Annotated in this window: 19 protein-coding genes and 1 pseudogene; 11 read left to right on the top strand and 9 right to left on the bottom strand. The window is 61.4% G+C overall.

Annotated features, from left to right (window positions below; all coding sequences use genetic code 11):
* Positions 1 to 240: 240 nt before the first annotated feature.
* The 5 genes from GKZ67_RS10500 to GKZ67_RS10485 all read left to right on the top strand — a co-directional run bounded on the left by GKZ67_RS10500 (position 241) and on the right by GKZ67_RS10485 (position 5,737).
* Positions 241 to 2,964 carry an MGH1-like glycoside hydrolase domain-containing protein gene (locus tag GKZ67_RS10500; protein WP_173242238.1) on the top strand — a complete coding sequence of 908 codons (2,724 nt, stop codon included), beginning with the start codon at positions 241 to 243 and terminating at the stop codon, positions 2,962 to 2,964.
* A gap of 74 nt (positions 2,965 to 3,038) precedes the next feature.
* Positions 3,039 to 3,296 (top strand): hypothetical protein, encoded by a 258-nt coding sequence (locus tag GKZ67_RS10495; RefSeq protein WP_173242237.1) that lies wholly within the window; start codon positions 3,039 to 3,041, stop codon positions 3,294 to 3,296.
* Between the two features lie 2 nt (positions 3,297 to 3,298).
* Positions 3,299 to 4,234 carry an ABC transporter permease gene (locus GKZ67_RS10490; protein WP_254244749.1) on the top strand — a complete coding sequence of 312 codons (936 nt, stop codon included), beginning with the start codon at positions 3,299 to 3,301 and terminating at the stop codon, positions 4,232 to 4,234.
* Complete coding sequence (locus GKZ67_RS23420) at positions 4,234 to 4,386, top strand: hypothetical protein (protein WP_254244748.1); 153 nt, start codon at positions 4,234 to 4,236, stop codon at positions 4,384 to 4,386. Before GKZ67_RS10490 ends, GKZ67_RS23420 begins: the two co-directional genes overlap by 1 nt.
* Positions 4,387 to 4,486: 100 nt before the next feature.
* Positions 4,487 to 5,737 carry a PP2C family protein-serine/threonine phosphatase gene (locus GKZ67_RS10485; protein WP_173242236.1) on the top strand — a complete coding sequence of 417 codons (1,251 nt, stop codon included), beginning with the start codon at positions 4,487 to 4,489 and terminating at the stop codon, positions 5,735 to 5,737.
* A 15-nt stretch (positions 5,738 to 5,752) separates the two neighbouring features.
* On the opposite strand, the gene GKZ67_RS10480 is transcribed toward GKZ67_RS10485, so the two are convergent.
* From GKZ67_RS10480 to GKZ67_RS24130, 4 genes are all read right to left on the bottom strand, one after another.
* On the bottom strand, positions 5,753 to 6,100 hold the full coding sequence (locus GKZ67_RS10480) for a hypothetical protein (RefSeq protein WP_173242235.1): 348 nt from the start codon (positions 6,098 to 6,100) through the stop codon (positions 5,753 to 5,755).
* The gene (locus GKZ67_RS10475; protein ID WP_173242234.1) at positions 6,097 to 7,242 is read right to left on the bottom strand and encodes an O-antigen ligase family protein; all 1,146 of its coding nucleotides are present in this window, start codon (positions 7,240 to 7,242) and stop codon (positions 6,097 to 6,099) included. The genes GKZ67_RS10480 and GKZ67_RS10475 overlap by 4 nt, the downstream gene beginning before the upstream one ends.
* Before the next feature lie 62 nt (positions 7,243 to 7,304).
* Positions 7,305 to 8,375, bottom strand: coding sequence for a hypothetical protein (locus tag GKZ67_RS10470; RefSeq protein WP_173242233.1), 1,071 nt, complete (start codon positions 8,373 to 8,375; stop codon positions 7,305 to 7,307).
* A gap of 103 nt (positions 8,376 to 8,478) precedes the next feature.
* Positions 8,479 to 8,610, bottom strand: coding sequence for a hypothetical protein (locus GKZ67_RS24130; protein WP_262889598.1), 132 nt, complete (start codon positions 8,608 to 8,610; stop codon positions 8,479 to 8,481).
* Here GKZ67_RS24130 and GKZ67_RS10465 point away from each other — a divergent pair.
* The 3 genes from GKZ67_RS10465 (at position 8,590) to GKZ67_RS10455 (ending at position 10,829) form a co-directional block, all read left to right on the top strand.
* Entirely contained in the window at positions 8,590 to 9,279 is a 690-nt protein-coding gene (locus tag GKZ67_RS10465; RefSeq protein WP_173242232.1) for an oligosaccharide flippase family protein, read from the top strand. The genes GKZ67_RS24130 and GKZ67_RS10465 overlap by 21 nt on opposite strands.
* Positions 9,198 to 9,896, top strand: a complete 699-nt coding sequence (locus GKZ67_RS10460; protein ID WP_173242231.1) for a polysaccharide biosynthesis C-terminal domain-containing protein — start codon at positions 9,198 to 9,200, stop codon at positions 9,894 to 9,896. The genes GKZ67_RS10465 and GKZ67_RS10460 overlap by 82 nt, the downstream gene beginning before the upstream one ends.
* Before the next feature lie 342 nt (positions 9,897 to 10,238).
* Complete coding sequence (locus GKZ67_RS10455) at positions 10,239 to 10,829, top strand: hypothetical protein (protein ID WP_173242230.1); 591 nt, start codon at positions 10,239 to 10,241, stop codon at positions 10,827 to 10,829.
* Positions 10,830 to 10,845: 16 nt separating this feature from the next.
* Here GKZ67_RS10455 and GKZ67_RS10450 read toward each other — a convergent pair whose 3' ends face one another.
* A complete protein-coding gene (locus GKZ67_RS10450; protein ID WP_173242229.1) occupies positions 10,846 to 11,280 on the bottom strand; it encodes a hypothetical protein in 435 nt (144 codons plus the stop codon).
* A gap of 178 nt (positions 11,281 to 11,458) precedes the next feature.
* Here GKZ67_RS10450 and GKZ67_RS10445 point away from each other — a divergent pair, with 178 nt between their 5' ends.
* Positions 11,459 to 11,794 (top strand): HNH endonuclease, encoded by a 336-nt coding sequence (locus GKZ67_RS10445; protein ID WP_254244747.1) that lies wholly within the window; start codon positions 11,459 to 11,461, stop codon positions 11,792 to 11,794.
* A gap of 54 nt (positions 11,795 to 11,848) precedes the next feature.
* Positions 11,849 to 12,910 (top strand): DUF6687 family protein, encoded by a 1,062-nt coding sequence (locus GKZ67_RS10440; RefSeq protein ID WP_173242228.1) that lies wholly within the window; start codon positions 11,849 to 11,851, stop codon positions 12,908 to 12,910.
* Between the two features lie 35 nt (positions 12,911 to 12,945).
* Here GKZ67_RS10440 and GKZ67_RS10435 read toward each other — a convergent pair whose 3' ends face one another.
* Together GKZ67_RS10435 and GKZ67_RS10430 are read right to left on the bottom strand one after the other, a co-directional pair.
* A complete protein-coding gene (locus tag GKZ67_RS10435; RefSeq protein ID WP_173242227.1) occupies positions 12,946 to 14,199 on the bottom strand; it encodes an SbcC/MukB-like Walker B domain-containing protein in 1,254 nt (417 codons plus the stop codon).
* On the bottom strand, positions 14,157 to 16,670 hold the full coding sequence (locus GKZ67_RS10430; RefSeq protein ID WP_173242226.1) for an AAA family ATPase: 2,514 nt from the start codon (positions 16,668 to 16,670) through the stop codon (positions 14,157 to 14,159). Before GKZ67_RS10430 ends, GKZ67_RS10435 begins: the two co-directional genes overlap by 43 nt.
* A gap of 90 nt (positions 16,671 to 16,760) precedes the next feature.
* Between GKZ67_RS10430 and GKZ67_RS10425 the strand changes: the two are divergent.
* Positions 16,761 to 17,596, top strand: a pseudogene (locus GKZ67_RS10425) (IS5 family transposase).
* A 719-nt stretch (positions 17,597 to 18,315) separates the two neighbouring features.
* On the opposite strand, the gene GKZ67_RS10420 reads toward GKZ67_RS10425, so the two are convergent.
* Positions 18,316 to 18,843, bottom strand: coding sequence for a hypothetical protein (locus GKZ67_RS10420; protein ID WP_173242225.1), 528 nt, complete (start codon positions 18,841 to 18,843; stop codon positions 18,316 to 18,318).
* Between the two features lie 115 nt (positions 18,844 to 18,958).
* Positions 18,959 to 20,224, bottom strand: coding sequence for an exonuclease SbcCD subunit D C-terminal domain-containing protein (locus GKZ67_RS10415; protein WP_173242224.1), 1,266 nt, complete (start codon positions 20,222 to 20,224; stop codon positions 18,959 to 18,961).
* Positions 20,225 to 20,332: the final 108 nt, after the last annotated feature.

The raw sequence follows: 20,332 nt of genomic DNA, 5'->3' as shown, positions 1-20,332 counted from the left end.
CGTCAAGTAGCTTTTCCGCTTTTTAGCGAAGCTGTTTAGGAATTACTGAAAATGAAAAATGAACGTCATGCTGAGCTTGTCGAAGCATCTCCACCGCGCCGTATGATTCGTTCAACGAAGCGAGCGAGATGCTTCAACAAGCTCAGCATGACCGTCCGACGTTTTCCTGAACAGCTTTTCAACTTCTTATCCAGCTGGTTCCGGCTGGCCTGTCGTCTCTTAAATCAGCCTGTTACTCCCATGACGTATTACGAGTTGAGCGCCCTGCTACTGGCCGGCGGCCTGCTGCTAAGCAGCTGCCAGTCGAAGCCCGGCACCACTGAAATGGCCGGCGGCCCGGCCGGGGCCATCTGGCATTCTGAGGCCTACACGCTTTACCGAGATAGTATCGTGCAGGGCCACAACCACGGCCGGGTAGTTTCAGCGACGGCGCTGACTTCCAACTATCGCAGCCCGGCCAACGAGACGCAGAGCCCGCTGGTGACCTTCAAGTTCAGCCTCAACGGCAAGGATAACGAGCTGCCGCCCGGCCAGGATAATACCTTTCTGGCGCTGCCCGCCGCGCCCGGCGCGGTCCTTGAAACCCCGGTTATCCTATTTGGCCAACGCTATGCAGAGGCCCGGCCCGTGCCGGCCGGCCAGTACCTGGCCCCTAACACGCCGCTAAAAATCAGGCTCGACCTTCGGCCCGTGCTGGCTGCTTTTGATAAGCAAGGCTATTTCACTACTTATAAAGGCGAAAAGATTTATAAGCAAGACTTTAAGAAGGTTTTCGTAGCCGGCAGTACTGCGCCGCTGAGCTGGGATTTTGACAACCTGATAAACAAGCCCGAGCTGGAAATGCACGATGCCGATGGCGACGGCATCTACGAGGTGACCCTGACGCTTAACGCGCCGGCCGCCGCCAAAACCACCGCCAGCCGCTGGGAAAAATCTATTAAAACCGACGATTTCCCCCAGTATAAGTCGGGCTACCCGCTCGCCGATGCGCTTTATAACCTGGCTTTGGAAGAAGCGCGGCGCGCCGTGGAGCCCGACAGTACGTTTCGTACCGGCAAAGAGTGGGCGGGCGTGTGGACGCGCGACGTGAGCTATTCCATCATCCTGGCCCAGGCTACGCTGCAACCCAAATCGGCGATGAAAAGCCTGCTGCGCAAGGTATCGCCCGCGGGCCGCATCATTCAGGACACCGGCACTGGCGGGGCGTATCCGTGCTCTACCGACCGCGTAATCTGGGCCGTGGCGGCCTGGGAGGTATACAAGGTAACCGGTGACGCCGCGTGGCTGCGCAAGGTGTATCCCATCGTCAAAAAGACGCTGGAAGAAGACGCCCAGAATGCCTACGACCCCACCAGCGGCCTGGTGCGCGGCGAGTCATCGTTTCTGGACTGGCGCGAGCAGACCTACCCGCGCTGGATGCAGCCGGCGGATATCTATCAAAGCGAAAACCTGGGCACCAACGCTGTTCATTTTCAGGCTAATACCGTACTGGCCCTCATGGCCCGGCAGCTGGGCGAAACGGCCGTGGCCGAGCGCCACGAGCAGGCAGCGGGCGTTATCAGGCAAGCCATTAATCAGCACTTGTGGCTCGAAAAAGCCGGCTACTACGGGCAATATAGGTACGGTCGAATATTTCCGGTGGTGTCGCCCCGCTCCGAGGCGCTGGGTGAGGCGCTGAGCGTGTATTTTGGCGTTGCCGACGAGGGCCGGGCCAAAACAGTAGTGGCGAATGTTCCGACTACGCCCTTTGGCATTTCCTGCATCTATCCCCAGATTCCGGGCATTCCGCCCTACCACAACGACGCGGTGTGGCCCTTCGTGCAGAGCTTCTGGGCGCTGGCCGCCGCCAAGGCCGGCAACGAGGCTTCGGTGATGGAAAGCATGGCCGCCGTTTACCGCCCGGCGGCGCTGTTCTTGACGAATAAGGAAAACTTCGTGGCCAGCAACGGCGACTTTGCCGGCACCCAGGTCAACTCTTCCAATATGCTCTGGAGCCTCTCGGGCAGCCTGGCCCTGGTGTATAAAGTGCTGTTTGGCATGCACTATGAAACCGACCGGCTGGTGTTTCAGCCCTTCGTGCCGCGGGGGCTGCAGGGCACCCGCCAGCTCACCAACTTTGCGTATCGCCGCGCGCGGCTGACTATCGAGATGACGGGCTTTGGCAATGAAATCCAGGAAATCACCTTGGATGGCCAGCCGCTGGCCGGTGCCGCCGTACCCGCCACGCTCACCGGGGCGCACAAACTGCGCATCGTGCTCAAAAGCCAGGCTCCGGCGGCGGCCAACGTGAATCGGGTGCCTGACTTGTTCAGCCCCGAAACCCCGCAGCTAAGCTATGCCAACGGCCAGCTTAGCTGGCCCGCCCAGGCCGGCGTAGTAACCTACCGGGTGCTCAAAAACGGCCAGCCGGTAGATGCCAGCGGCGCTACTACGTACGCGGTAGCGCCCGGCTCGTATGCCGAATATCAGGTTTTGGCTATAAATGCCAAAGGCCACGAGTCGTTTGCCAGCGAGCCGCTGCCGGTAGGGGTACCCGCCGCTGAAATCCAGCTCGAAACCCTGGCGCCGGCCGCAGCTTACGCGTACAAAGGCTTTAGTGGCACCGGCTTTATAGAGGTGAGTACTGCTAAAAACACCCGGCTCAGTATTCCGGTTGAAGTGCCGGAGGCGGGGCTCTACGCGCTCGATTTTCGCTATGCCAACGGCAACGGCCCCATCAATACCAACAACCAGTGCGCCATTCGCACGCTGCGCGATGGCCGCGGCCAGCTGCTGGGCACCGTGGTGCTGCCCCAGCGCGGGGTGGCTGAATGGTCGAACTGGGGCTTCTCGAACCCGGCAATGGTGCGCCTGGCGAAGGGCAAAAACATGCTTACGCTCACGTATGAGCCAGCCAACACGAACATGAATGGAGCCGTGAACCAGGCCATGCTCGACTACCTGCGCGTGCGAAAAATACAGTAGCGCGGACGTTGCCGTCCGCGTGGAAACCGAGCTAAATGCGGACTACAAGGTCCGCGCTACTACTTTTGCCAGCCATGACCGACGCTGAATTTGACCTGCTCGACGAATTATATTTTGTAACGCCCTTCCGGGTGCTGCTCGAAAAAACCGGCTTGCCTGCCGCCGAGCTGCTTCCGCTGCTGGGGCAGCTGCTGGAGCGCGGCTTGGTGCGCTACTACTGGCCCGACCCCGATACCGAGCTGGCCTACGAGCCCACTTCGTTTGGCGCGCTGGGCCAGGATGCCAGCTACCTGGCATCTAAGGAAGGGCTGCTGCAGCACAACACCCGCTAGCCGTGGCCACCGCGCCTGCCAGCTCCGAAACGCTGCCTGCCGCGCCCGATACGGCGGTGGTAGTGCCGCCCCCGGTGCGCACGCCCGGCTACTACGTGCGCCAGCGCCTGTGGGCCAATCGCCCGGCCGTGGTGGGGCTGGGGTTTATCGCGCTGTGCGCCCTTGTGGCGCTGCTCGGCTACTGGATATTGCCCGATAACTCGCCCAATGCTAACAATGGCCTGGTGCAGCTGCAAAAGCAGCCGCCCGGCTTCACGGCTACCATCAGGCAGGTGCCCGACCCCATCGCGCCAGCTCCCGGCACTGTGCTGCACGTGTGGCTGCACGGCCGCCCGCCGCAGCTCAAAGACCAAGCCGCTTCTGGAAAAAAGCAGCTGGGGGCTGGTAATCAGCCGTTAATAACCCGCCGTTACTGGCTGGGCACCGACAAGGCCGGTCGCGATGAGCTGAGCCGGCTGCTGCTGGGTACGCGCATCTCGCTGGGTATCGGGCTGGTAGCAGTACTCATCTCGCTGGCCCTGGGCGTAGCCGTGGGGGCCGTAGCCGGCTACTTCGGCGGCTGGGTCGATAGCCTGCTGCTGGGCCTGATGACCGTGGTCTGGAGCATTCCCGGCATTATGCTGGTCATCGGTATCTCGCTGGCCCTGGATAGCAAAGGCGTGTGGGTCAGCTTCGTAGCCGTGGGCCTGACGATGTGGGTCGATGTGGCGCGGGTGGTGCGCGGGCAGGTATTGGGCCTGCGCTCGGCCACCTTTATTGAAGCGGGCCGGGTGCTGGGGCTGCCTACCAGCCGGCTCATTTTCGTGCACCTGCTGCCCAATCTGCGCGGGCCGCTCATCGTGCTGGCCACCAGCAATTTTGCGGCTGCAATTCTGCTCGAAGCCGGCCTGAGCTTTCTGGGCCTGGGCGTGCAGCCGCCGGCCCCAGCTGGGGGCTGATGGTGAAAGAAGGCTATGACCTGCTGGGTACCGAAGCCGGCCTGTGGCTGACCCTGCTGCCGGGCTTGGCAATCAGCTTGTTAGTGCTTAGCTTTAATGTGCTGGGCAATGGCCTGCGCGATGCCTTCGACCCCAAAACGCCCCTTACCTGAGTCGGGTAGCGGGGAGTTGGGCAGCTAGGCGTATTATTGTGACAGTTTACCGTATTTCAGTGGTTGCTAAAGCCCGTGCTTTAGTTGTTCGTTTTAGACTATGCCCCAAACCGCCGCCTTGGTTGGCCTCGAAAAACGCCTCTTTTTAAAAGAGCGCGAATTGGGCGCATTGCTGGAGATTACCCAGGCCATCACCCACGACTCGGGCGAGGCTGATTTATATAAAATATACCAGTTTACGCTTATCGGGCAGCTCGGGGTGCGCCGCCTGGCGCTCTACGTGCTTGAGGAAGGTGCTTTTCGGTTAAAAGTGAATTTTGGCACCACCCTGTCAACCGATTCGCGCTTCACCCCGGCCGAGGTGGCTAGCTGGTGCCCCGGCACGCCCTGCCCGGTGCAGGAACTGGGCCTGGGACCGGCCTGGCAGGCATTTGAGCTGCTGGTGCCGGTGCGCCAGCGCGAAGCAACCCAGGCGCTGGTGTTTGTGGGCACCATGCAGGGCGACTACGCCAGCCAGGAAGCGCTGGCTTTCCTCGAAACGCTCAGTAATATCCTGCTCGGGGCGGTGGCCAACCTGCGCCTGGCCCGCCAGCGCGAAACACTGCTGATGGCGGAAGCCGCCGTGCGCCGCGAAATCGAGATTGCGCAGCAGGTGCAGCAGTTGCTGTTTCCGCAGCATCTGCCTAATAATAAGTATGTTGTATTACACGCTACCTACCAGCCGCATACCGAGATTGGGGGCGACTACTACGACGTAATAGAGATAGATGCGCACCGCCTGCTGGTGTGCGTGGCCGATGTGAGCGGCAAAGGCGTGCCAGCCTCGCTGTTGATGTCGAACTTTCAGGCCGGCCTGCGCACGCTGCTCCGCCAGAATGCCGACTTGGTAACTACCGTGAGTGAGCTGAACCACCTGATTTTTCGCAACGCGGGCGGCGAAAAGTTTATCACGGCTTTTCTGGCTATTTACGACCGCCGTACCCAGGTGCTGGAGTACGTCAATGCCGGCCACAACGACCCGCTGCTGCTGCCCGATGCGGGCTCACCCCAGCTGTTGCACGACGGCACCGTTATGCTGGGCATCATGGACGAGCTGCCACCCTTCAAAGTCGGGCTGACGGCGATGCCGCCGCACTCGTTGCTGTTTGCCTACACCGACGGCCTCACGGAAGTATTTAACAGGCACCAGGAAGAGTTTGGCGAGCAGGGCGTGCTCACTGCGCTGGTGCGCAACCGCTACCTGCCCTTGCCGCGCCTGCACCACGAGATGCTCCACCGCATTCAGCAGTTCAACGCCAACGGTGAGCGCTTTGCCGATGATGTGACGATGCTGAGCCTGCGGGTTAAGTAATTAATATATATTATTTTATATATTTTTGAAGCTTTCCTGCTCTCCGGCAAATCTTTCGTCTTCCAGCCAGGTGTTGCTGCGCACGAGCATAGCCAGCGCCACGTAAAAGATGGAGCCGATTTTATCGACCTCGACCAGCTCGTTGAGAAACAGGTGGAAAATGATAATGACCAGCGAGAGCGACACGGCCAGTACTATGCGGCGCACGTCGGGCCGGTGCGCACTGGCGTGGTAAAGGCGCTCGGCAGTGAGCAAAGCCGTGGCAACCAGGATGCAGAACAGTACAAATCCCGGAATACCCTGCTCGGCCAGCTGGAGCAGAAAGTAATTATGCGCCGTGGAGTGCTCGGGGTTATCACTCACATAAGTCCGAAAGCTGGAAACAGTGTAGCGCTTGTACTCCGGGTAAAAGGTGGAGGGCCGCTGCCAACCAGGGGCTTATCGGCTATCATATTGGCGGCGGCCACCCAGCGGTATACCCGCTCCATGCCCGACACATCCTGAAACTTATAGGTCGACGCCAGGTGGGCCGCTAGGTTGCCGCCGTGCCAGATGGTTTTCTCATAGTCGGGCCGAAAGCGCATAAAATTCTCACTGCTCACAAAATAGCAGGTAGCCGCCCCCACGCTCAGGGCCAACGTGGCCAGCAGCACCCGCGTGAGGCGCAGGCGCATGACGACGTAAAAAATGCCGGCTACGGGCAGCGAAAGCCAGGAGGCCCTAGTGTACGAGGTAATCAGCCCAAAAAGGAGCAGCCCACTGGCGGCAAGCCACAGGCGCCGCCGGCCGGGTGTGGCCGCCTGTAGCGCCAGCCCCACGGCAAGCGGCAGCAGCAGCGCCAGCACCGTGGCATAGATTACGTGATTGAGGTAGAAAGGCTGAATGGCCTTGTTGACCTTCGCAAAGCTGAAGCCGTAGCCGGCGTGGCGCGCCAGCACCCAAAACAGACTGACTACCGCGGCCCCGACGTAGCAGGCCGCCATGCGCCAGAAGTCGGCCGGACGCTTGGCAATAACGAGGGTGCCCAGCACAAATGGCACCAGGTACCAGCACTTGGCCAGCAGGTACTTGATAGATTTCAGGGTATTAACTGAGAAAAAGCTGTCGAGCAAGGCCCACAGCAGCAGCATAACCAGTAGCACAATGAGCGGGTGGTACCATTCGCGGCGGACCAACTGCCCCGCGCTGCGCGGGGTGAGCAGCAGCGACAGGGGCACGCATACCAGCAATGTTAGCATGAACGGCTCGGAGGGCACATCCATACTCAAGCCTCCCGGCAGGCTTATTTCGCGCGAAAAAGGCAGCGTCAGAAACAGCAGGTAGTAGAGCCACGTCCAGCGCGAAAGCATCAGTACCACCACTGGCACGGCTAGGGCGGGCAGCAGCAGCAGCGGCTGCTCAAGCAGGGCAGCCAGTGCGCCGCCAAGTAGTAGTAACCCTAGAAAGCCTGAAAATACCCACTGGCTAGCCTCAACCGGCCGCAGGCGAAGCAGAAATTGGCGCATTGGAAGCCCGGCAGAGCAGGAAATACTGAAAAAAAGAACAGGCCCAGGCTGGTTTTTAGCGCTTACGCATTGCTGGCCGGCCGGCGGCGGTAGAGTTCCAGCAGCAAAATCAGGAAGGCCGACAGCACCAGCGTGATGACGACCGAGCCCAGCACGATAGCCGTTCGGAAGGGCCGGCTCTTGCGGGTAGCCGGATACGCCTTTTGGACCATGTACAAGGATGACACCCGGCTGCGCAACGAGGTTTCGGCCTGCTCAAATGCGGCCTGCGACCCCACAAAGCGCCCCTGAAGGTCGGCGAGCCGCGAGGCGAGCAGGCTTACCGAGTCGGAGCCCTGCGTCCAGCTTTCCAGGTTGATGGCGTTGCCGCCGCTGGCCTGCGTGAGGCCGCGCAGCGCCAGGCGCAGCCCGGCTACGTTGCCGGGGCCGCCACCCTCGGCAATGTGCAGCTCCTTTTCGGTTTCAATTACGGCTTTGCCCAGGTAGCGGCCCTGCTGCTCGAGGCCAAACACGCCGTAGCGGCGGCGCGCCTGTAGTAGCTGCTGCCGGGTAAGCTCGTAGCTGGCGCCCAGGCGGGCTGAGCGCTGGCGGTATATCTCCAGCACATTGCGGCGGTTTTCGAATGTCAGCTGCTGGTTTGCCGAGTCGATAGCCTGCACCATGGCATTGGCAATAGTGGCGGCCAGCTTCCGGTCGCGGTCCTGAAACGTAAGCTCAATGGCGTCGCGCTCGTTGTGCACAATGCTCAGGTTGCTGCTGAACTCGGCCAACACGCGGGTGTCGGCGGCATCGGTGCCGGGCTGCCCCGCGTCGTAGTGCTGGTACAAGTTAAACTTATGGATTATCTGCTCAGCCAGCGGCAGCGACTGCCCAATGGTCAGCACGCGGTCCAGGTCTTCCGAACGAGCCCCGATTTCGAGCTTTGAGCCTTCCACCAGGCGGTCGGGGTCCGTGCTTTGGGGCGAGGTGGGTAAGAAAATAGCGGTTGAGCTATATATGTTGGGCATTCGTAAAACCACCAGCAGGCTTACCAGCAGCGCCAGGCCTCCAGCCAGGGCCAGCTGGGTTTTCCAGCGCTGAAAAATAGCCCGCAGGCTTTTAAACGAGAATGATGGGGACGAATGGGGCAACATAAACAGGAGGAAAGAAGCCAGCGTGAATAGCACACCTTAGGCTTCTGCCGACAAAGATAAACTTCTAATACCTCTGCCAGCGGCTTTACCTTTGCGTTTTCACCTACCACGGCTCCAACCACCATTTCGCATCAAACGCTTTCTCGGTAATATCAGCCTGGCCGTTGCGCTCAATCTGCTGGTCAAGCCCGGCTGGGTGCTGCTCGAGAATGTGGTGCAGGACCGTCTTGGCCATACTGCCTTTGGCCTGATTGCCGCCTGCTCGGCGCTGGCCGTTGTGGTAGCCACCGTGGCCGACCTGGGGCTCACCCAGTTTACGGTGCAGCGGCTGGCCGCCGAGCCCGGCTTTTCCGACAGCCAGTTTCCTACCCTGCTGCCCATGCGGGGGCTGCTTACGCTGCTGGCCCTGCTGGCCCTGCTGGGGGTGGGGTGGGGGCTGGGCTACCGGGGCTCGCAGCTCTACCTGCTGGCGGCAGTCGGAGCAGGCCTTTTACTCACGCAATACGGCCAGTTTTTGCGTGCTCCCGTGCAGGCCCGCCAGCATTTCAATACCGACGCCGTGCTTTCGGTCCTCGAAAAGCTGCTGGCACTGGGCCTGGTAGTGGGGCTGCTACTGGGCGGCCAACTGGGGCTGAGTTCCTACGTAGGTGCCCGGCTGGCAGCGGCGGCGTTCACGGCCGTTCTCTTTATGGGCCTGCTGCGGCGGTTGTTCGGGCGCCTGCCTCACCGCTGGCCCGCTGGCGGCCAGCGGGGCAGCTGCTGCGCGGCAGCATGCCATTTGCTTTTATCGCCCTGCTCTACGGCGTCAATGAGCGCGTCGATATGGTGCTGCTGGAAAGACTTTCCTCGGCGCGCGAAGCCGGCTACTATGCCGGCGCTTACCGCTGGCTCGATGCCATTATGATGTATGCCTGGACGGTACTGCCGCTGTTTTTTGCCCGCTTTGCCCATGCTGCCGCGCGCCCGCGCGAGCTACGGCAGCTGCTTTGGCTGGGCCAGCGCGTGGTAGCCATCCCGCTGCTGCTGCTGGTCGCCTTCGTGCTATTCAGAGGTGAAGTATTGTTCTGGCAGTTCGGGCACAGCACGGGTCCTGAGCTGGCGCGCATGGTGCGCTGCCTGAAGATATTATTTCTCAATGTATTGGTGCATGCTTTCTTTGCTATTTACAGCACGCTGCTTACCAGTACCCGGCACCAGCAGGCCGTAAGCTGGCTCGTGGCCCTGAGCATTGGCCTCAACCTTACCCTCAATCTGCTGCTGCTGCCGCGCTACGGGGCCATCGCCGCCGCTATCAATACTTTGTTGAGCGTACTGCTTGTTTCGGGCGGCTACGTGTGGCTGGTAAGCCAGCGTATGCGCGTGCGCGTGCCCTGGCACCTCATAGCCCAGCTGGCGCTGGCCTTTGGGCTGCTGTGCGGCGCCTGGTATCTGGTGCGCACGCAGCTTACACTCGTCTGGTGGCTCGAAACCGGCCTGATGGGCGTCTTCTTCGCTGGCCTGCTGCCCTTACCGGTCTGGTGAAGCTCCGTGAGCTGCACCAGGCGCTAAAGCTGGTGCAAAGCAAGCGCGACTGAAGTCATTGAAAAGCTTCAATTGCCGGCTTCCGGGGCTCCCGCCGCAAGTCAGCAATTAAATTTGCCAGGACAGTATAGGTTGCAAAATATAATGATTCTTATTTAATTTAACCAGTGGCTGATACTACCCAGCTGCGCTGCATGAGCCTATACCTTTGTCGGCTTCGTCCGGCGGCGGGTAGTTGCTATTACTCCCCGCCGCAGTGACAGGCAGCCTTGTGGCGTTGGCTTAACAAGCTGCTAAAGGAGAGCAGTCAGCCAATTCATTCTTCGCTTTCTTCCTGCCGAAATGGCCCGTCCGCATCCGCATCATTTTGCTTACACCATGCTGCCTCAGCTGGTATGGCGCCGCCCGGTAGCCGTTCACCGCGAGCTGGCCGACCCGCTGCTGGCCCGCGAGCTGCTGCTTTACATCTGGGATAAAGCTGCCGAAAGCCTGGCACCCCGCGAGCGGGTACCGGCCCGCGGTTTGCACCTGAGCTGGCATAAGGTAGCCGGGCGAGCCACGGCGCTGCTGCAGCTGCCTGCCCCGCAGGCTATTGGCGAGGCCCATCTGGTAGCTATCGTGTACCACGACCTGGAGCCTAACCCGGATAACCAGTCACACATTCCGCATGAGGATGAGGACGACGACCAGGACGCCGATTCCGATGAGGCAATGCCCCGCTACTTTCTGCTTGAGGCCACGCTGGGCCGCAGCCCCGAAGAAGCCGGCACGCCCACCATGCTCGGCGAGCTGCGCGGCGAGCAGTATCGCCACCATGGGGCCGGCCCACCAGCCGGCCGGCCCGACACCACGGGGCGCTTCCTGCAGGCGCTGGCCGATTTGCTCGGCCCGCTGCCCGACGAGGTGCCGTTTATGCGCATCGTGCGGGGCTAGCGCTGCGCCTGCCCGGTTACGGTAATGTCGTTGCCCGTTTCGGGGAACATAAAGTGGCCGCTAACGGCTTTTTTACCATTGACGCGGCACTCCCAGAGGTAGCGGCCCGGTGTAGGCTGAGCGGCCAGCCCTGGGCATTCTTGAAATACTCGGGGTCGCTGGGCTCGGTCGGAAACAGTACGTCTACGCCGTTCTGTCCTTTCGCTACCTGCTTGGTAAGCATAAACTCCTGGCCCGATTTCTCGCTTGTTACGAAGAAAGTAGCCGTGAAGCCTCCCAATGAGTTGTATTTATCGAGAATACCCAGCTTAATATAAGGGGTAGTCGAAACCATCCAGGTTTGGGCCTGCGCTGCGGGCGCTGCCAGCGTCAGAGCAAACAAGGCTGCGCCGCTCACCAGCAGGCGTAAGTGGTTGGGTGCCTTCGAAAATGGAGTAAATAATGAAGCCATTAGACAAAATAAAGAGAAGAGAAAAAAAAGAAGTGCGTAAAACTTTAGGAACGGTAAACGGGGGTCAATATAGTAGCCATAATCATACCACGCAACTTCCGGCGTGTTAAAATAATTATCTCAACCGCTGCAGCTGGTTATCGTACGTTAACCTTGCCTTTCCCAATACCTGGTTAGTATGCTCCGTCGCCAGCAAATGCAACAGGCGGCTGCCGAAGCCGCTGCCCGCGCCCGCCCTAGTGCTACCTCCTGCTGCGGCTTGTGTGAGCGGGAAGTGCAGCAGACAACCCGTCACCACTTAGTGCCCCGCGAGGAAGGAGGGCGCTATGGTGCTACAGTAGCGCTTTGCCAGCCTTGCCACAGCAGCGTGCACCGGTTTTTGACCAACCGTGAGCTTGCCCGCCGCTACCCGACGGTCGAAGCCCTGCGCGCCGCCACCGAGCTGCACGATTACCTGAGCTGGATTCGAAAAAGCAAGGTGGAGAAAATTCGTAATCGCCGTGGACAGCGATAAATAAAAAGTATATAGTATAAATTATAAAAAATTTATTTTAAATATCTGCCCTTCGTGAAGCGTTTTTTTGTTCCTTTTGCCCAGCTTCGCCGCCAGCCCACCATCGTCGTTGACAGCACCGGCCTGGGCGCCGCCCTTACGCTGGCGCATTGGCGTGGGGCCGCTACCCCCGAGGCTCTGCGCGACGACACCAGCGCCGGCTCGTGCCTGAGGGCACTGCGTCAGGCGGCTACCCCTGGGCTGGAAGCGCAAGCCGTTACGGCCAATCACTTCGATATTGATGGCTTCATCGGCGTATGGGCGTTGCTTCACCCCGAGCTGGCGCTGGCTCACGAAGAGCTGCTGCGCCTTACGGCCAGGCTCGGCGATTTTCGGGAGCTAGACTGGCAGCATCCGCTGGCCAACCAGGCCTTGCAGCTGGCCTGCTGGCTGAACGCGGAAGAAAAAGCGCGCTTTTATGAGCCTTTTGGGGCGCCTATCCGCCGCCGACGGGAAGATGAGGCCTCGGCCGAGAAATTTGCCTGGTTTCTGCCGCGCTTCGCTGAAATAATAGAAAATCCGAATATTTATCGCGCCGTGTGGGAGCCCGAATACCAGCGCGTGCAACAGGCCGTGGCCGCGCTGCAAGGGCCGCTGACGCGTCGCACCGACTACGGGGCTATCCGCCTTGTTGTGATGCACACGCCCGCGCCGGTACCGTACTACGCGCTGTTTGGCCCCACGGCGGGCTTCGACTGGGTGCTGAGCCTCTACGATGGGCAGCGCTACGAGCTGGAATGTAAGTACACTACCTGGATTGACCTCGAAAGCCGGCCCACGCTGCCGCGCCTGCCGCTGGCAGCACTTGCTGCTCGCCTCAATGAGCTGGAAGGCAGTGCTTACCGTTGGGCGGCGGATGGCCTCACCGACACCGGCCCGCTGCTGCGCTTAGCGGGCCGCCCCCTCACCAAAGCCGAGCGCTATGCCGACCCCGATGGGCGGCCTATCTATGCTTCCTCGCTGGCTGCCAGTGTGGTAGAGCGTGAGGTAGTTGATTTTTTGCAAAAAGGCTACGCCGCTATTCAGCCCAAAAAATACTGGACCTGGGCCGAAGTGCGGGCCGTGAGCAATGTATAATATATAATTTTGTTATATTTACTGCTCATCATGACTCACCCCGCGCAGCTGGTTTCGGTGCCGACTACATCGACTACGCGCACGGTGCTGTTGCCGCCGGCGCCGGGCTGCACCCGAATCTGGGTGCCGATACGGTCTTTGAGGTCGGCCACGTGCGAGATAACGCCAATCATTTTGCCGGAGTGCTGCAGGCGTTCCAGGGCATCGAGTGCGGTGTTGAGCGCATCGGGGTCGAGGGTGCCGAAGCCTTCGTCGATAAACAGCGACTCGATGCGGGCCTTGTAGCCCGCCAGCTCGCTCAGGCCCAGGGCCAGGGCTAGGCTCACCAGAAAGCTTTCACCGCCCGAAAGCGACGCCATCGGCCGCACGGTATCGGCCTGGTCGTGGTCGATTATTTGCAGCTCGAGGTTGCGGTTGGGCATTTTAAGAATAGTGTAGCGGCCCGTGAGCTGGCGCAGGCGCAGATTAGCCAGCCGGGCCAGGTGATTAAGCGTCAGCCCTTGGGCAAACTGGCTGAACTTGTCGCCCTTGGCCGAGCCGATTTGCTCGGCCAGGTCTTGCCAGCGCTCCTGCTCGCGCTGGCGGGCAGCCAGCTGGCGCAGGCCAGCAGCCTGCTGCTGGCGGGCCTCGTCATCCTGGACCAGCTGGCTGGCGGCGGCCCCGAGGCGTTGGTGCAGCTGCTCATTTTCGGCATTTAGCTGCGCCAGCCCGGCAGTAAGGTCCTGGGTCGTTAAGTGCGTGAGGGCCAGCTCGTGGTGGCGCGCCAGGTCGGCGCCGAGCTTGGCTTGCAATTGCTGGCTGGCCTGCTGGTCGGTAAGATGCTGCTGGCGGCGCTGCGCGAGCTGCTGCGCTTCGGCGGCGGGTAGCCGTAAGGCCTGCGCCTCGGCCGCGGTTGTAAGGCCGGCGGCAGTTAGCGCACTGGCCAGCTCGACTTGCCGCGCCTGAAAATCAGCCTCGTGGCGCCGCAGGTCTTCCCGGCGCTGGGTTATTTTCTCGCGCGTGCCTTTCAGGGCCAGCTGCTGGCGCGTGCGCTCGGCTTCGGCCAGCTGGGCGGCCTCACTTAGCCGCTGAGTGGCTTGGTGCAGTCGCTCAGCCTCGGTGGCGGGGTCGGGGCCAGCGTAGCGGGCCAGCCGGGCGGCTTGCTGCGCTTCAATGGCCTGCTGGTCAGCGCGTAGGTTGCCGGCATCTGCCTGCAGCTTCTCCTGCGTCTTAGCTAAGGTATTGGCCTGCATAGCTTGCCGGTCTTTCAGGCTGGCAACTTCGTGCTCGCGCTTCTGCAGCGCTTCCATCCGGGCCTGGAACGTGCTGGCGCGCTCGCTAAGGGTAGCCAGAACGCCCGCGTAGGGCTGCGCGGACGCAGGCAGCGTAAGCTGGTGGGGGCCAGCAGACCCTGAATAACGGCTCGATAATTAGCGGCTTGCTCGCGGGCATCAGCCAGCTCCGCGTCGATGGGCACCAGGGCTTGCTGCGCTTTTTGCCGGCGCGCTTCGGCGCGCTGCGCTTCTTCCTGCGCTTGCGTAAGCCGGGCACCCGCGGCCTTGTGCTCGGCCTTAAGCTGCGCCAGCTGCTCGGTGAGCGTGACAAGGCGGCGGCGGGCGATACCGGTAGCCTGCTGCTGCTCAGCTGTTTCAGCAAGCAGGTGGTTGATGGCAGTTGGGTCGGCCGGGTCGGGTAGGGGTGGGTGGAGGGAAGCAGCGAGTGCCGTGGCCTGCGTGCGGGCCAGGGCAGCGGCTTCGGCGGCTTCGGCGCGGCGGGCCAGGCGTTGCTGCTGGGCGTAGCGCAGGCGGGCCAGCTCTTGCCCGGTGTGTGTAACCTCGTTGTTTGCTTGCGTTAGAGCTTCTTTCTGGGCCGCTACGCGCTGCTCCTGCTCATTGGCATCGGCCGCGAAAGTGGCGGCAAATGCGTGTTCAGCCGCGCCGCACAGCGGGCAGGGCTGGCCGGGGCGCAGGTGCTGGCGATGCGCATTCAGGTCGGCCAGGGTTTGCTGGGCCCGCAGCTCCCGCTGGTAGCTTTCGAGCAGCCGCTGGCCATCGGCGTAGCGTAGCTCAAGGTGAGCAAAAGTGGTTTCGGCAGCTGCCAGCGCCGGGCCGGCCTGCTCATGCTCCTGCGTAAGGGCGTGGGCACGGGCCGAATGGTCGTGCGCCGCTTGGGCCAGCGGGAGCAGGCGCTGCAGCAGGTGTAGCCGCGCCGTGAGGTCGGCGTCGCGCTGGTCCAGCTCATCGGCACCGATGCCATTCAATAAGCTGTCGCGCTCTTCGCGACAAGGCCGGCCCTGCTCTATCGATTCGCGCTGCTGCCGCTGGGCATCCGCCGCAGCCAGCTCGTGGCGCTGTAGGTCGGCCACTGCATCGGCCAGCTGTTTGAGCTGCGCTTTCTGCTGCGCTTCGAGGGTAGCCAGCCGGGTGTTCACCGCTTCTAAATCGATGATTTCTCGATTTAGCACATCTAGTTCCTTTGGGAGATTCTGCTCGTGGGCGTGGGCTCGCAGCCACTCCTGAAGTCCGGCCTGGGTCTGCTCCAGCTGCGTCAGCTCGCGGGCCTGGGTGTGGTGCCAGGTAGCCAGCTCAGTTTCGTAGCTAGCCTGGTCGCGTTCGTGCGCGGCCCGCTTCCGGGCCAACTCCGCTTGCGCCGCCCGGATGGTAATATCTTGAGCCAGCACTTCCTGCAGCACCGGGCGCAGCTGGTCGGCCTCGGCCTGGGCCGTGGCCTGGCTGGCAGTAGCGGCGGCGTGGGCAACCTCGGCGGCTTCGGCCCCGCTGAGCAGCGTAGGAAGCTGCTGCTCCAGCTGCGCGAGCGCTTCGGCATCGCGGCGCCGCTCCTGCCCGGCCTGCTCGGCCAGCACCAGGGCTGTAGCCAGAGCTGGCGCAGTCGCACGCTCGTGGTCGGCCAGGCGCGCAAACGTCGGCTGCAGAGCGGCGTTTTCGTCCTGCAGCCGGGCCGCCTGCCGGGCGGCATCGGCCAGCTGCTTGTCAAATTGGTCAAGTACGGTGCGCCAGGCCAGGCAGGTGCTTAGCTCCTGCTGGTGCTCGTAGGTTATTACGGCCTCGGTGTGCAACTCGTCGAGCAGGCGTTCGAGGCGCTGGCGCTCTTCGTCCGGCAGCAGGCGGGTAGCATTGAGGGTAGCTTCGAGCAGCCTGGTTTTTTGCTCTTCCTCGCGGGCTTTCTCAAACGCCGCCACCGACAGCCGCGAGTAGATGCCCACATTAGTCATCTTTTCGAGCAGGGCGCTGCGCTCCTTTTCGGGGGCGTGCAGGAAGCGCGCAAACTTGCCCTGGCTCAGCAGTACGGCCTGCTCAAACTGCCCGAAATCCAGCCCCGACAATTCGCCGACTTTGGCCGGCACGGCCTCTTTGCCGCTGATAACTGCCTGGCCCGACGGGCTGAAGACCAGCGTCATGGCATCCTGACCCAGGCCGCCCTTGTCCTCGCCGCGGGTTTTTCGCTTCACTTCCCAGCGCGAGCGGTAGCGCACGCGCTGCGTGAGGCCGGTATCCGCATTGGTTTCATGCACTTCAAACTCCACCTCCGAAAACGCCGAGGGCGCGTGGCGGCTTACCATTTCGCCCACCTGGCGGTCGTGGCGCGGCACCCGGCCGTAGAGGCCCACCGCGATGGCATCGAGCAAGGTGCTTTTGCCGGCGCCGGTAGGGCCCGTAATGGCAAACAGCCCCGTATCAGCCAGCGGCGCCATATCGAACCGGATAAGGTGCGGGCCGGGCAGCGAGTTGAGGTTAGCAAAGCGCAGGCTGATAATCTTCATAGCGAAGCTGTTTAGGAAGTAGGCTGGAAACAAAAAAGACTCCCACGGCAGAGAGAAATTTGGGGTGCGACCCAACCAAGTTTCTTACGCCTGCCCGTGGAAGTCCTCTCCAAAGATATCATCGTGACCTGGCTACTGCCCTATTTACCCTTTCCCAGCCAGGGCCGGCGGCGGCGCGTGGCTCCGGCCGAGGTGGTGGGCGCCATTCTCTACAAACTCAAAACCGGCTGTCAGTGGCGCTGGCTACCGGTGGCCGCCCTATTCAGCGGCGAGCCCCTGAGTTGGCAGGGGGTGTACTATCATTTCCACACCTGGAGCAAACAAGGGCCTGGAAAAAGCTGTGGCTGACGCTCTTGCGCCTACACCGCCGCTTGCTCGACCTCTCCAGCGTGCAACTCGACGGCAGCCACACACCGGCCAAGAACGGCGGGGTGGCCGTGGGCTACCAGGGCCGCAAAGCGGCGCGCACCACCAACGCCCTGTTCCTGGCCGACAACCAGGGCCAGCCGCTGGCCCTGGCCACGCCCCAGGCCGGGCAGCACCACGATACGTTTGAGCTGGAAGCCGTCTTTGGCGAGCTTTGCCAAACGTTGGAGCAGGCGGACCTGTGCCTGCAAGGCTTGTTTCTGAACGCCGACAAAGCCTTTGATGTCAACAGCTTACGCCAGGCCTGTGCCCACCGCGATATTGAGGTCAACATCCCGCGCAACCGGCGTTCGGCCGACTGGCAAATCGACGATGATACCCTGTTTGACCCCGAACTCTACCGCCGCCGACAGGTTATTGAGCAACTCAACGCCTGGCTCGACGGCTTCAAAACGCTACTCGTGCGCTTTGAAACCTGCCTGCATACCTGGCTGGCGTTTCACTGGCTGGCCTTTACCGTGCTACTGCTGCGCAGAATTGGTCGCTCGCCTACTTCCTAAACAGCTTCAGCATAAAAATACACCCCAGCCCGCACCAATGGCGGACTGGGGTGCAGGTAGCAGATTTTTTGTAAAAGCTATTTAGCGGATGGCGCGAGCGGAGCCGCCTGCTGGCGGCGCGCATCCTCGGCTATATAAAAAGTTATTTCAGTGGCATAAGCCTGCCTATTCCCCTTGGGCTGTAGTTGGTTGATAGTTGCTTGAGTAGCCTGTAGCTGAGCTGCTTGGCTGGCAGAGCATACAGGTCCCGTTTCGTCTGTTAATAGCGCAGTGTGGCATCTGTCGAGCTGCTTTTCCAGATAGGCTATCTGTTCGCCGCCCACAGTATGCTCATCTGTTCCTTCGGTGAGCGCTGCATCAGAAAGCTATGGTCATGATACGTGGCGTTCGTAACGATGATGGGTGGAATATTTTTAGACTGCTTTACTATTCCCAAAGCTCCGAATAGGATAGAGGCTTGTGCCTGAGTGGTATAGCTCAGGAAAACGCCGGCCAGAAGAGTGAGCATAAATAAATTTCGCTTCATATATTATGAGAAAATCGGTGGGTGTTGAGGTGACTTAGCCACGGCAATAGTGAAGTAATCAGCTGCTTCTTATTACTGCCCCAAGGCTGCGTTCCGGTCATCCTCTTGCCAGCCAGGAGCAGACAGCCGACTAAAAGTTGGCAGCCTGCCCGGTTAATCAGTTGCTGAATAGCATTCGTCCAGTAGCTGCTGATTATTTGGCTGGCGTAGCTGGGCTGGCAGCCTGCTGGCGGCGAGCGTCTTCAGCTAGGTAAAAAGCCATTTCCTGCTGATAAGGGTGTAAATCCCAGCCGGGCTGCGCGCGGGCCACGCTCACGGCCGCATTTTGAATGGCCGTGCGCTGCTCGGGCGAGCAGACTACGCCGGTGGGAGTAGCCAGCATGGCGGCGTGGCAGGCGTCGAGCTGCGTTTCGAGGGACGTTATCTGCTCAGCGGATTTTTTGGGCAGCTTGTCGGCGGGCGTTCGATGCAATACCAGCTCTTTGGGAACGGCCGGGCCGGCCGCGTCGAGCTCAGCAACTCCCTGCTTGGAAGCTGCTTCTTTCTCAGCGGCTTGCTGGGCTGCCCGCTGTTCAGGAGTCAGCTTTGGCTTTAGGGCAGCCTGCGCGCCCACTCGCACTCCCAAGCCAATAAGATTTACCAGGGCCCCTGCCTGAGCCTGGGCCGCATGCTCCGTACATAGACCCAGCACAAAGACGGGGTAGAGTATTAGTTTTTTCATATGTAAAATTGAAAGCAGGAACTGAATTATGTGAAGAAAGCCCGCGCAAGATATAGCAGAAGCTATTTAAAAACCTTCTTGTGCGAGGTACTTAGCTCCAGGTAATGATGGTCGCCTAGGCAGGCGCCTCGCCGCCCCAGGCCTGCGGGTCGGCTTCGGCCAGCAGCTGGCGCAGCTCCTGAAAGGTGGCGGTGAGGGCGGCGGCGCGCTCGGGCGGCAGGCCGGCCACGCGGCGGCGAAACACTTCCTCCACCGTAAGCTCGTGCAGGTGCTCGATGGGTGCGGCAGCTTCGGCAAGGGCGTCGGGCGTCTCGGTGAGGCGGTTCTGGCGCACGCCCCGCGGGGCCAGCACATAGTTACGCCGCTCCTGCAGGGCGGCCTGGATGCGCCGCTGCACTTCGGCCGGCGCTTCATCAGAGCGCACCAGCACATCGGCCCAGGCCACCAGGCTAAAGGCTTCGTTATCAAAACCCAGAATGGCCGTCTCTACCTCCGCCAGCTCGCCGTGAAAGCGCTGCAGGCGGCGCGAAACGGGCACGGCCAAGCTGGTAATCGTGGGTGGCCCAGCACCGTTAAATTCCAATAATAATACCTGCTGCTTGTCATCGGCCTCGGTAAAGGAGAGCGGCACCGGCGAGCCCGAGTAGCGAATGTGCGCCCGCCCGCCCACCACCTGCGGGCGGTGCAGGTGGCCCAGCGCCACGTAGTCGAACGCGGCCGGAAAATGCTCGGCGGCAATAACGCCCAGCCCCCCGATGTGCACGTCGCGCTCGGCTCCCTCGCGGGCCTCGCCGCCGGCCGCGTAGAGGTGGCCGGTAGCCAGCACCGGCACATCCTGCTCGCGCAGATTGCGCACCAGGTCGTGCTCGCTCAGGGTCTTATAATGCCCGGCAATGCTGTCGTGAATGCGCAGCTGGCGCTCGTCGGGCGTTTCGCCGGCAATGGATAAGCGCAGGTCACGGTCGCGCAGAAAGGGCACGGCGCACACCACCAGCCCGGTTTTGCCGCTGCTGCCGGCCAGACTGATAATCTGCTCGGTGGGGTCAGCCGGCACGCCGCCGATAACGTGGATACGCAGCGCTCGCAGCAGCCGGCGGCTGGCATTGAGCAGGGTAGGAGAGTCGTGGTTGCCACCTACCACTACAATATCGCGGCAGCCAGTGCCCTGCATCCGCACCAGAAAATCGTAATAAAGCTCCTGAGCCGCGTGCGAGGGCGTAGTGGTGTCAAAGACATCGCCGGCCAATACCAGCGCCTCCACCTCTTCGGCCTGCACGGTCGCCAGCAGCCAATCCAGAAAAGCCTTTTGTTCGGTCAGCCGCTCGTGGCCGGTCAAAAAATGCTGGCCCAGATGCCAGTCAGCAGTATGCAGTACGCGCATTAAGTCAGAAATCAGAATCTAGCCAAAGATAAGCCGGTGCAGACGGCCGCCCGCGTCGGACTATTCAGCCTGGAAATAATCAAAATCGCCGTCGCCTACGTACAGGTT

It is taken from the genome of Hymenobacter sp. BRD67 (assembly GCF_013256425.1).
In the GTDB taxonomy this organism is placed as follows: Bacteria; Bacteroidota; Bacteroidia; order Cytophagales; family Hymenobacteraceae; genus Hymenobacter.
This window is presented reverse-complemented; position numbering and strand designations above follow the sequence as displayed.

What these genes read in the sequence shown, in the direction of transcription:
- GKZ67_RS23420 (WP_254244748.1), top strand. Translation starts at nt 4,234, where the DNA reads ATGGTGAAAGAAGGCTATGACCTGCTGGGTACCGAAGCCGGCCTGTGG.
- GKZ67_RS10420 (WP_173242225.1), bottom strand. Translation starts at nt 18,843, where the DNA reads ATGAAAAAACTAATACTCTACCCCGTCTTTGTGCTGGGTCTATGTACG.
- GKZ67_RS10445 (WP_254244747.1), top strand. Translation starts at nt 11,459, where the DNA reads ATGCTCCGTCGCCAGCAAATGCAACAGGCGGCTGCCGAAGCCGCTGCC.
- GKZ67_RS24130 (WP_262889598.1), bottom strand. Translation starts at nt 8,610, where the DNA reads ATGGCCAAGACGGTCCTGCACCACATTCTCGAGCAGCACCCAGCCGGG.
- GKZ67_RS10470 (WP_173242233.1), bottom strand. Translation starts at nt 8,375, where the DNA reads ATGTTGCCCCATTCGTCCCCATCATTCTCGTTTAAAAGCCTGCGGGCT.
- GKZ67_RS10495 (WP_173242237.1), top strand. Translation starts at nt 3,039, where the DNA reads ATGACCGACGCTGAATTTGACCTGCTCGACGAATTATATTTTGTAACG.
- GKZ67_RS10500 (WP_173242238.1), top strand. Translation starts at nt 241, where the DNA reads ATGACGTATTACGAGTTGAGCGCCCTGCTACTGGCCGGCGGCCTGCTG.
- GKZ67_RS10435 (WP_173242227.1), bottom strand. Translation starts at nt 14,199, where the DNA reads ATGGAAGCGCTGCAGAAGCGCGAGCACGAAGTTGCCAGCCTGAAAGAC.
- GKZ67_RS10455 (WP_173242230.1), top strand. Translation starts at nt 10,239, where the DNA reads ATGGCCCGTCCGCATCCGCATCATTTTGCTTACACCATGCTGCCTCAG.
- GKZ67_RS10475 (WP_173242234.1), bottom strand. Translation starts at nt 7,242, where the DNA reads ATGCGCCAATTTCTGCTTCGCCTGCGGCCGGTTGAGGCTAGCCAGTGG.
- GKZ67_RS10460 (WP_173242231.1), top strand. Translation starts at nt 9,198, where the DNA reads ATGGTGCTGCTGGAAAGACTTTCCTCGGCGCGCGAAGCCGGCTACTAT.
- GKZ67_RS10430 (WP_173242226.1), bottom strand. Translation starts at nt 16,670, where the DNA reads ATGAAGATTATCAGCCTGCGCTTTGCTAACCTCAACTCGCTGCCCGGC.
- GKZ67_RS10485 (WP_173242236.1), top strand. Translation starts at nt 4,487, where the DNA reads ATGCCCCAAACCGCCGCCTTGGTTGGCCTCGAAAAACGCCTCTTTTTA.
- GKZ67_RS10415 (WP_173242224.1), bottom strand. Translation starts at nt 20,224, where the DNA reads ATGCGCGTACTGCATACTGCTGACTGGCATCTGGGCCAGCATTTTTTG.
- GKZ67_RS10450 (WP_173242229.1), bottom strand. Translation starts at nt 11,280, where the DNA reads ATGGCTTCATTATTTACTCCATTTTCGAAGGCACCCAACCACTTACGC.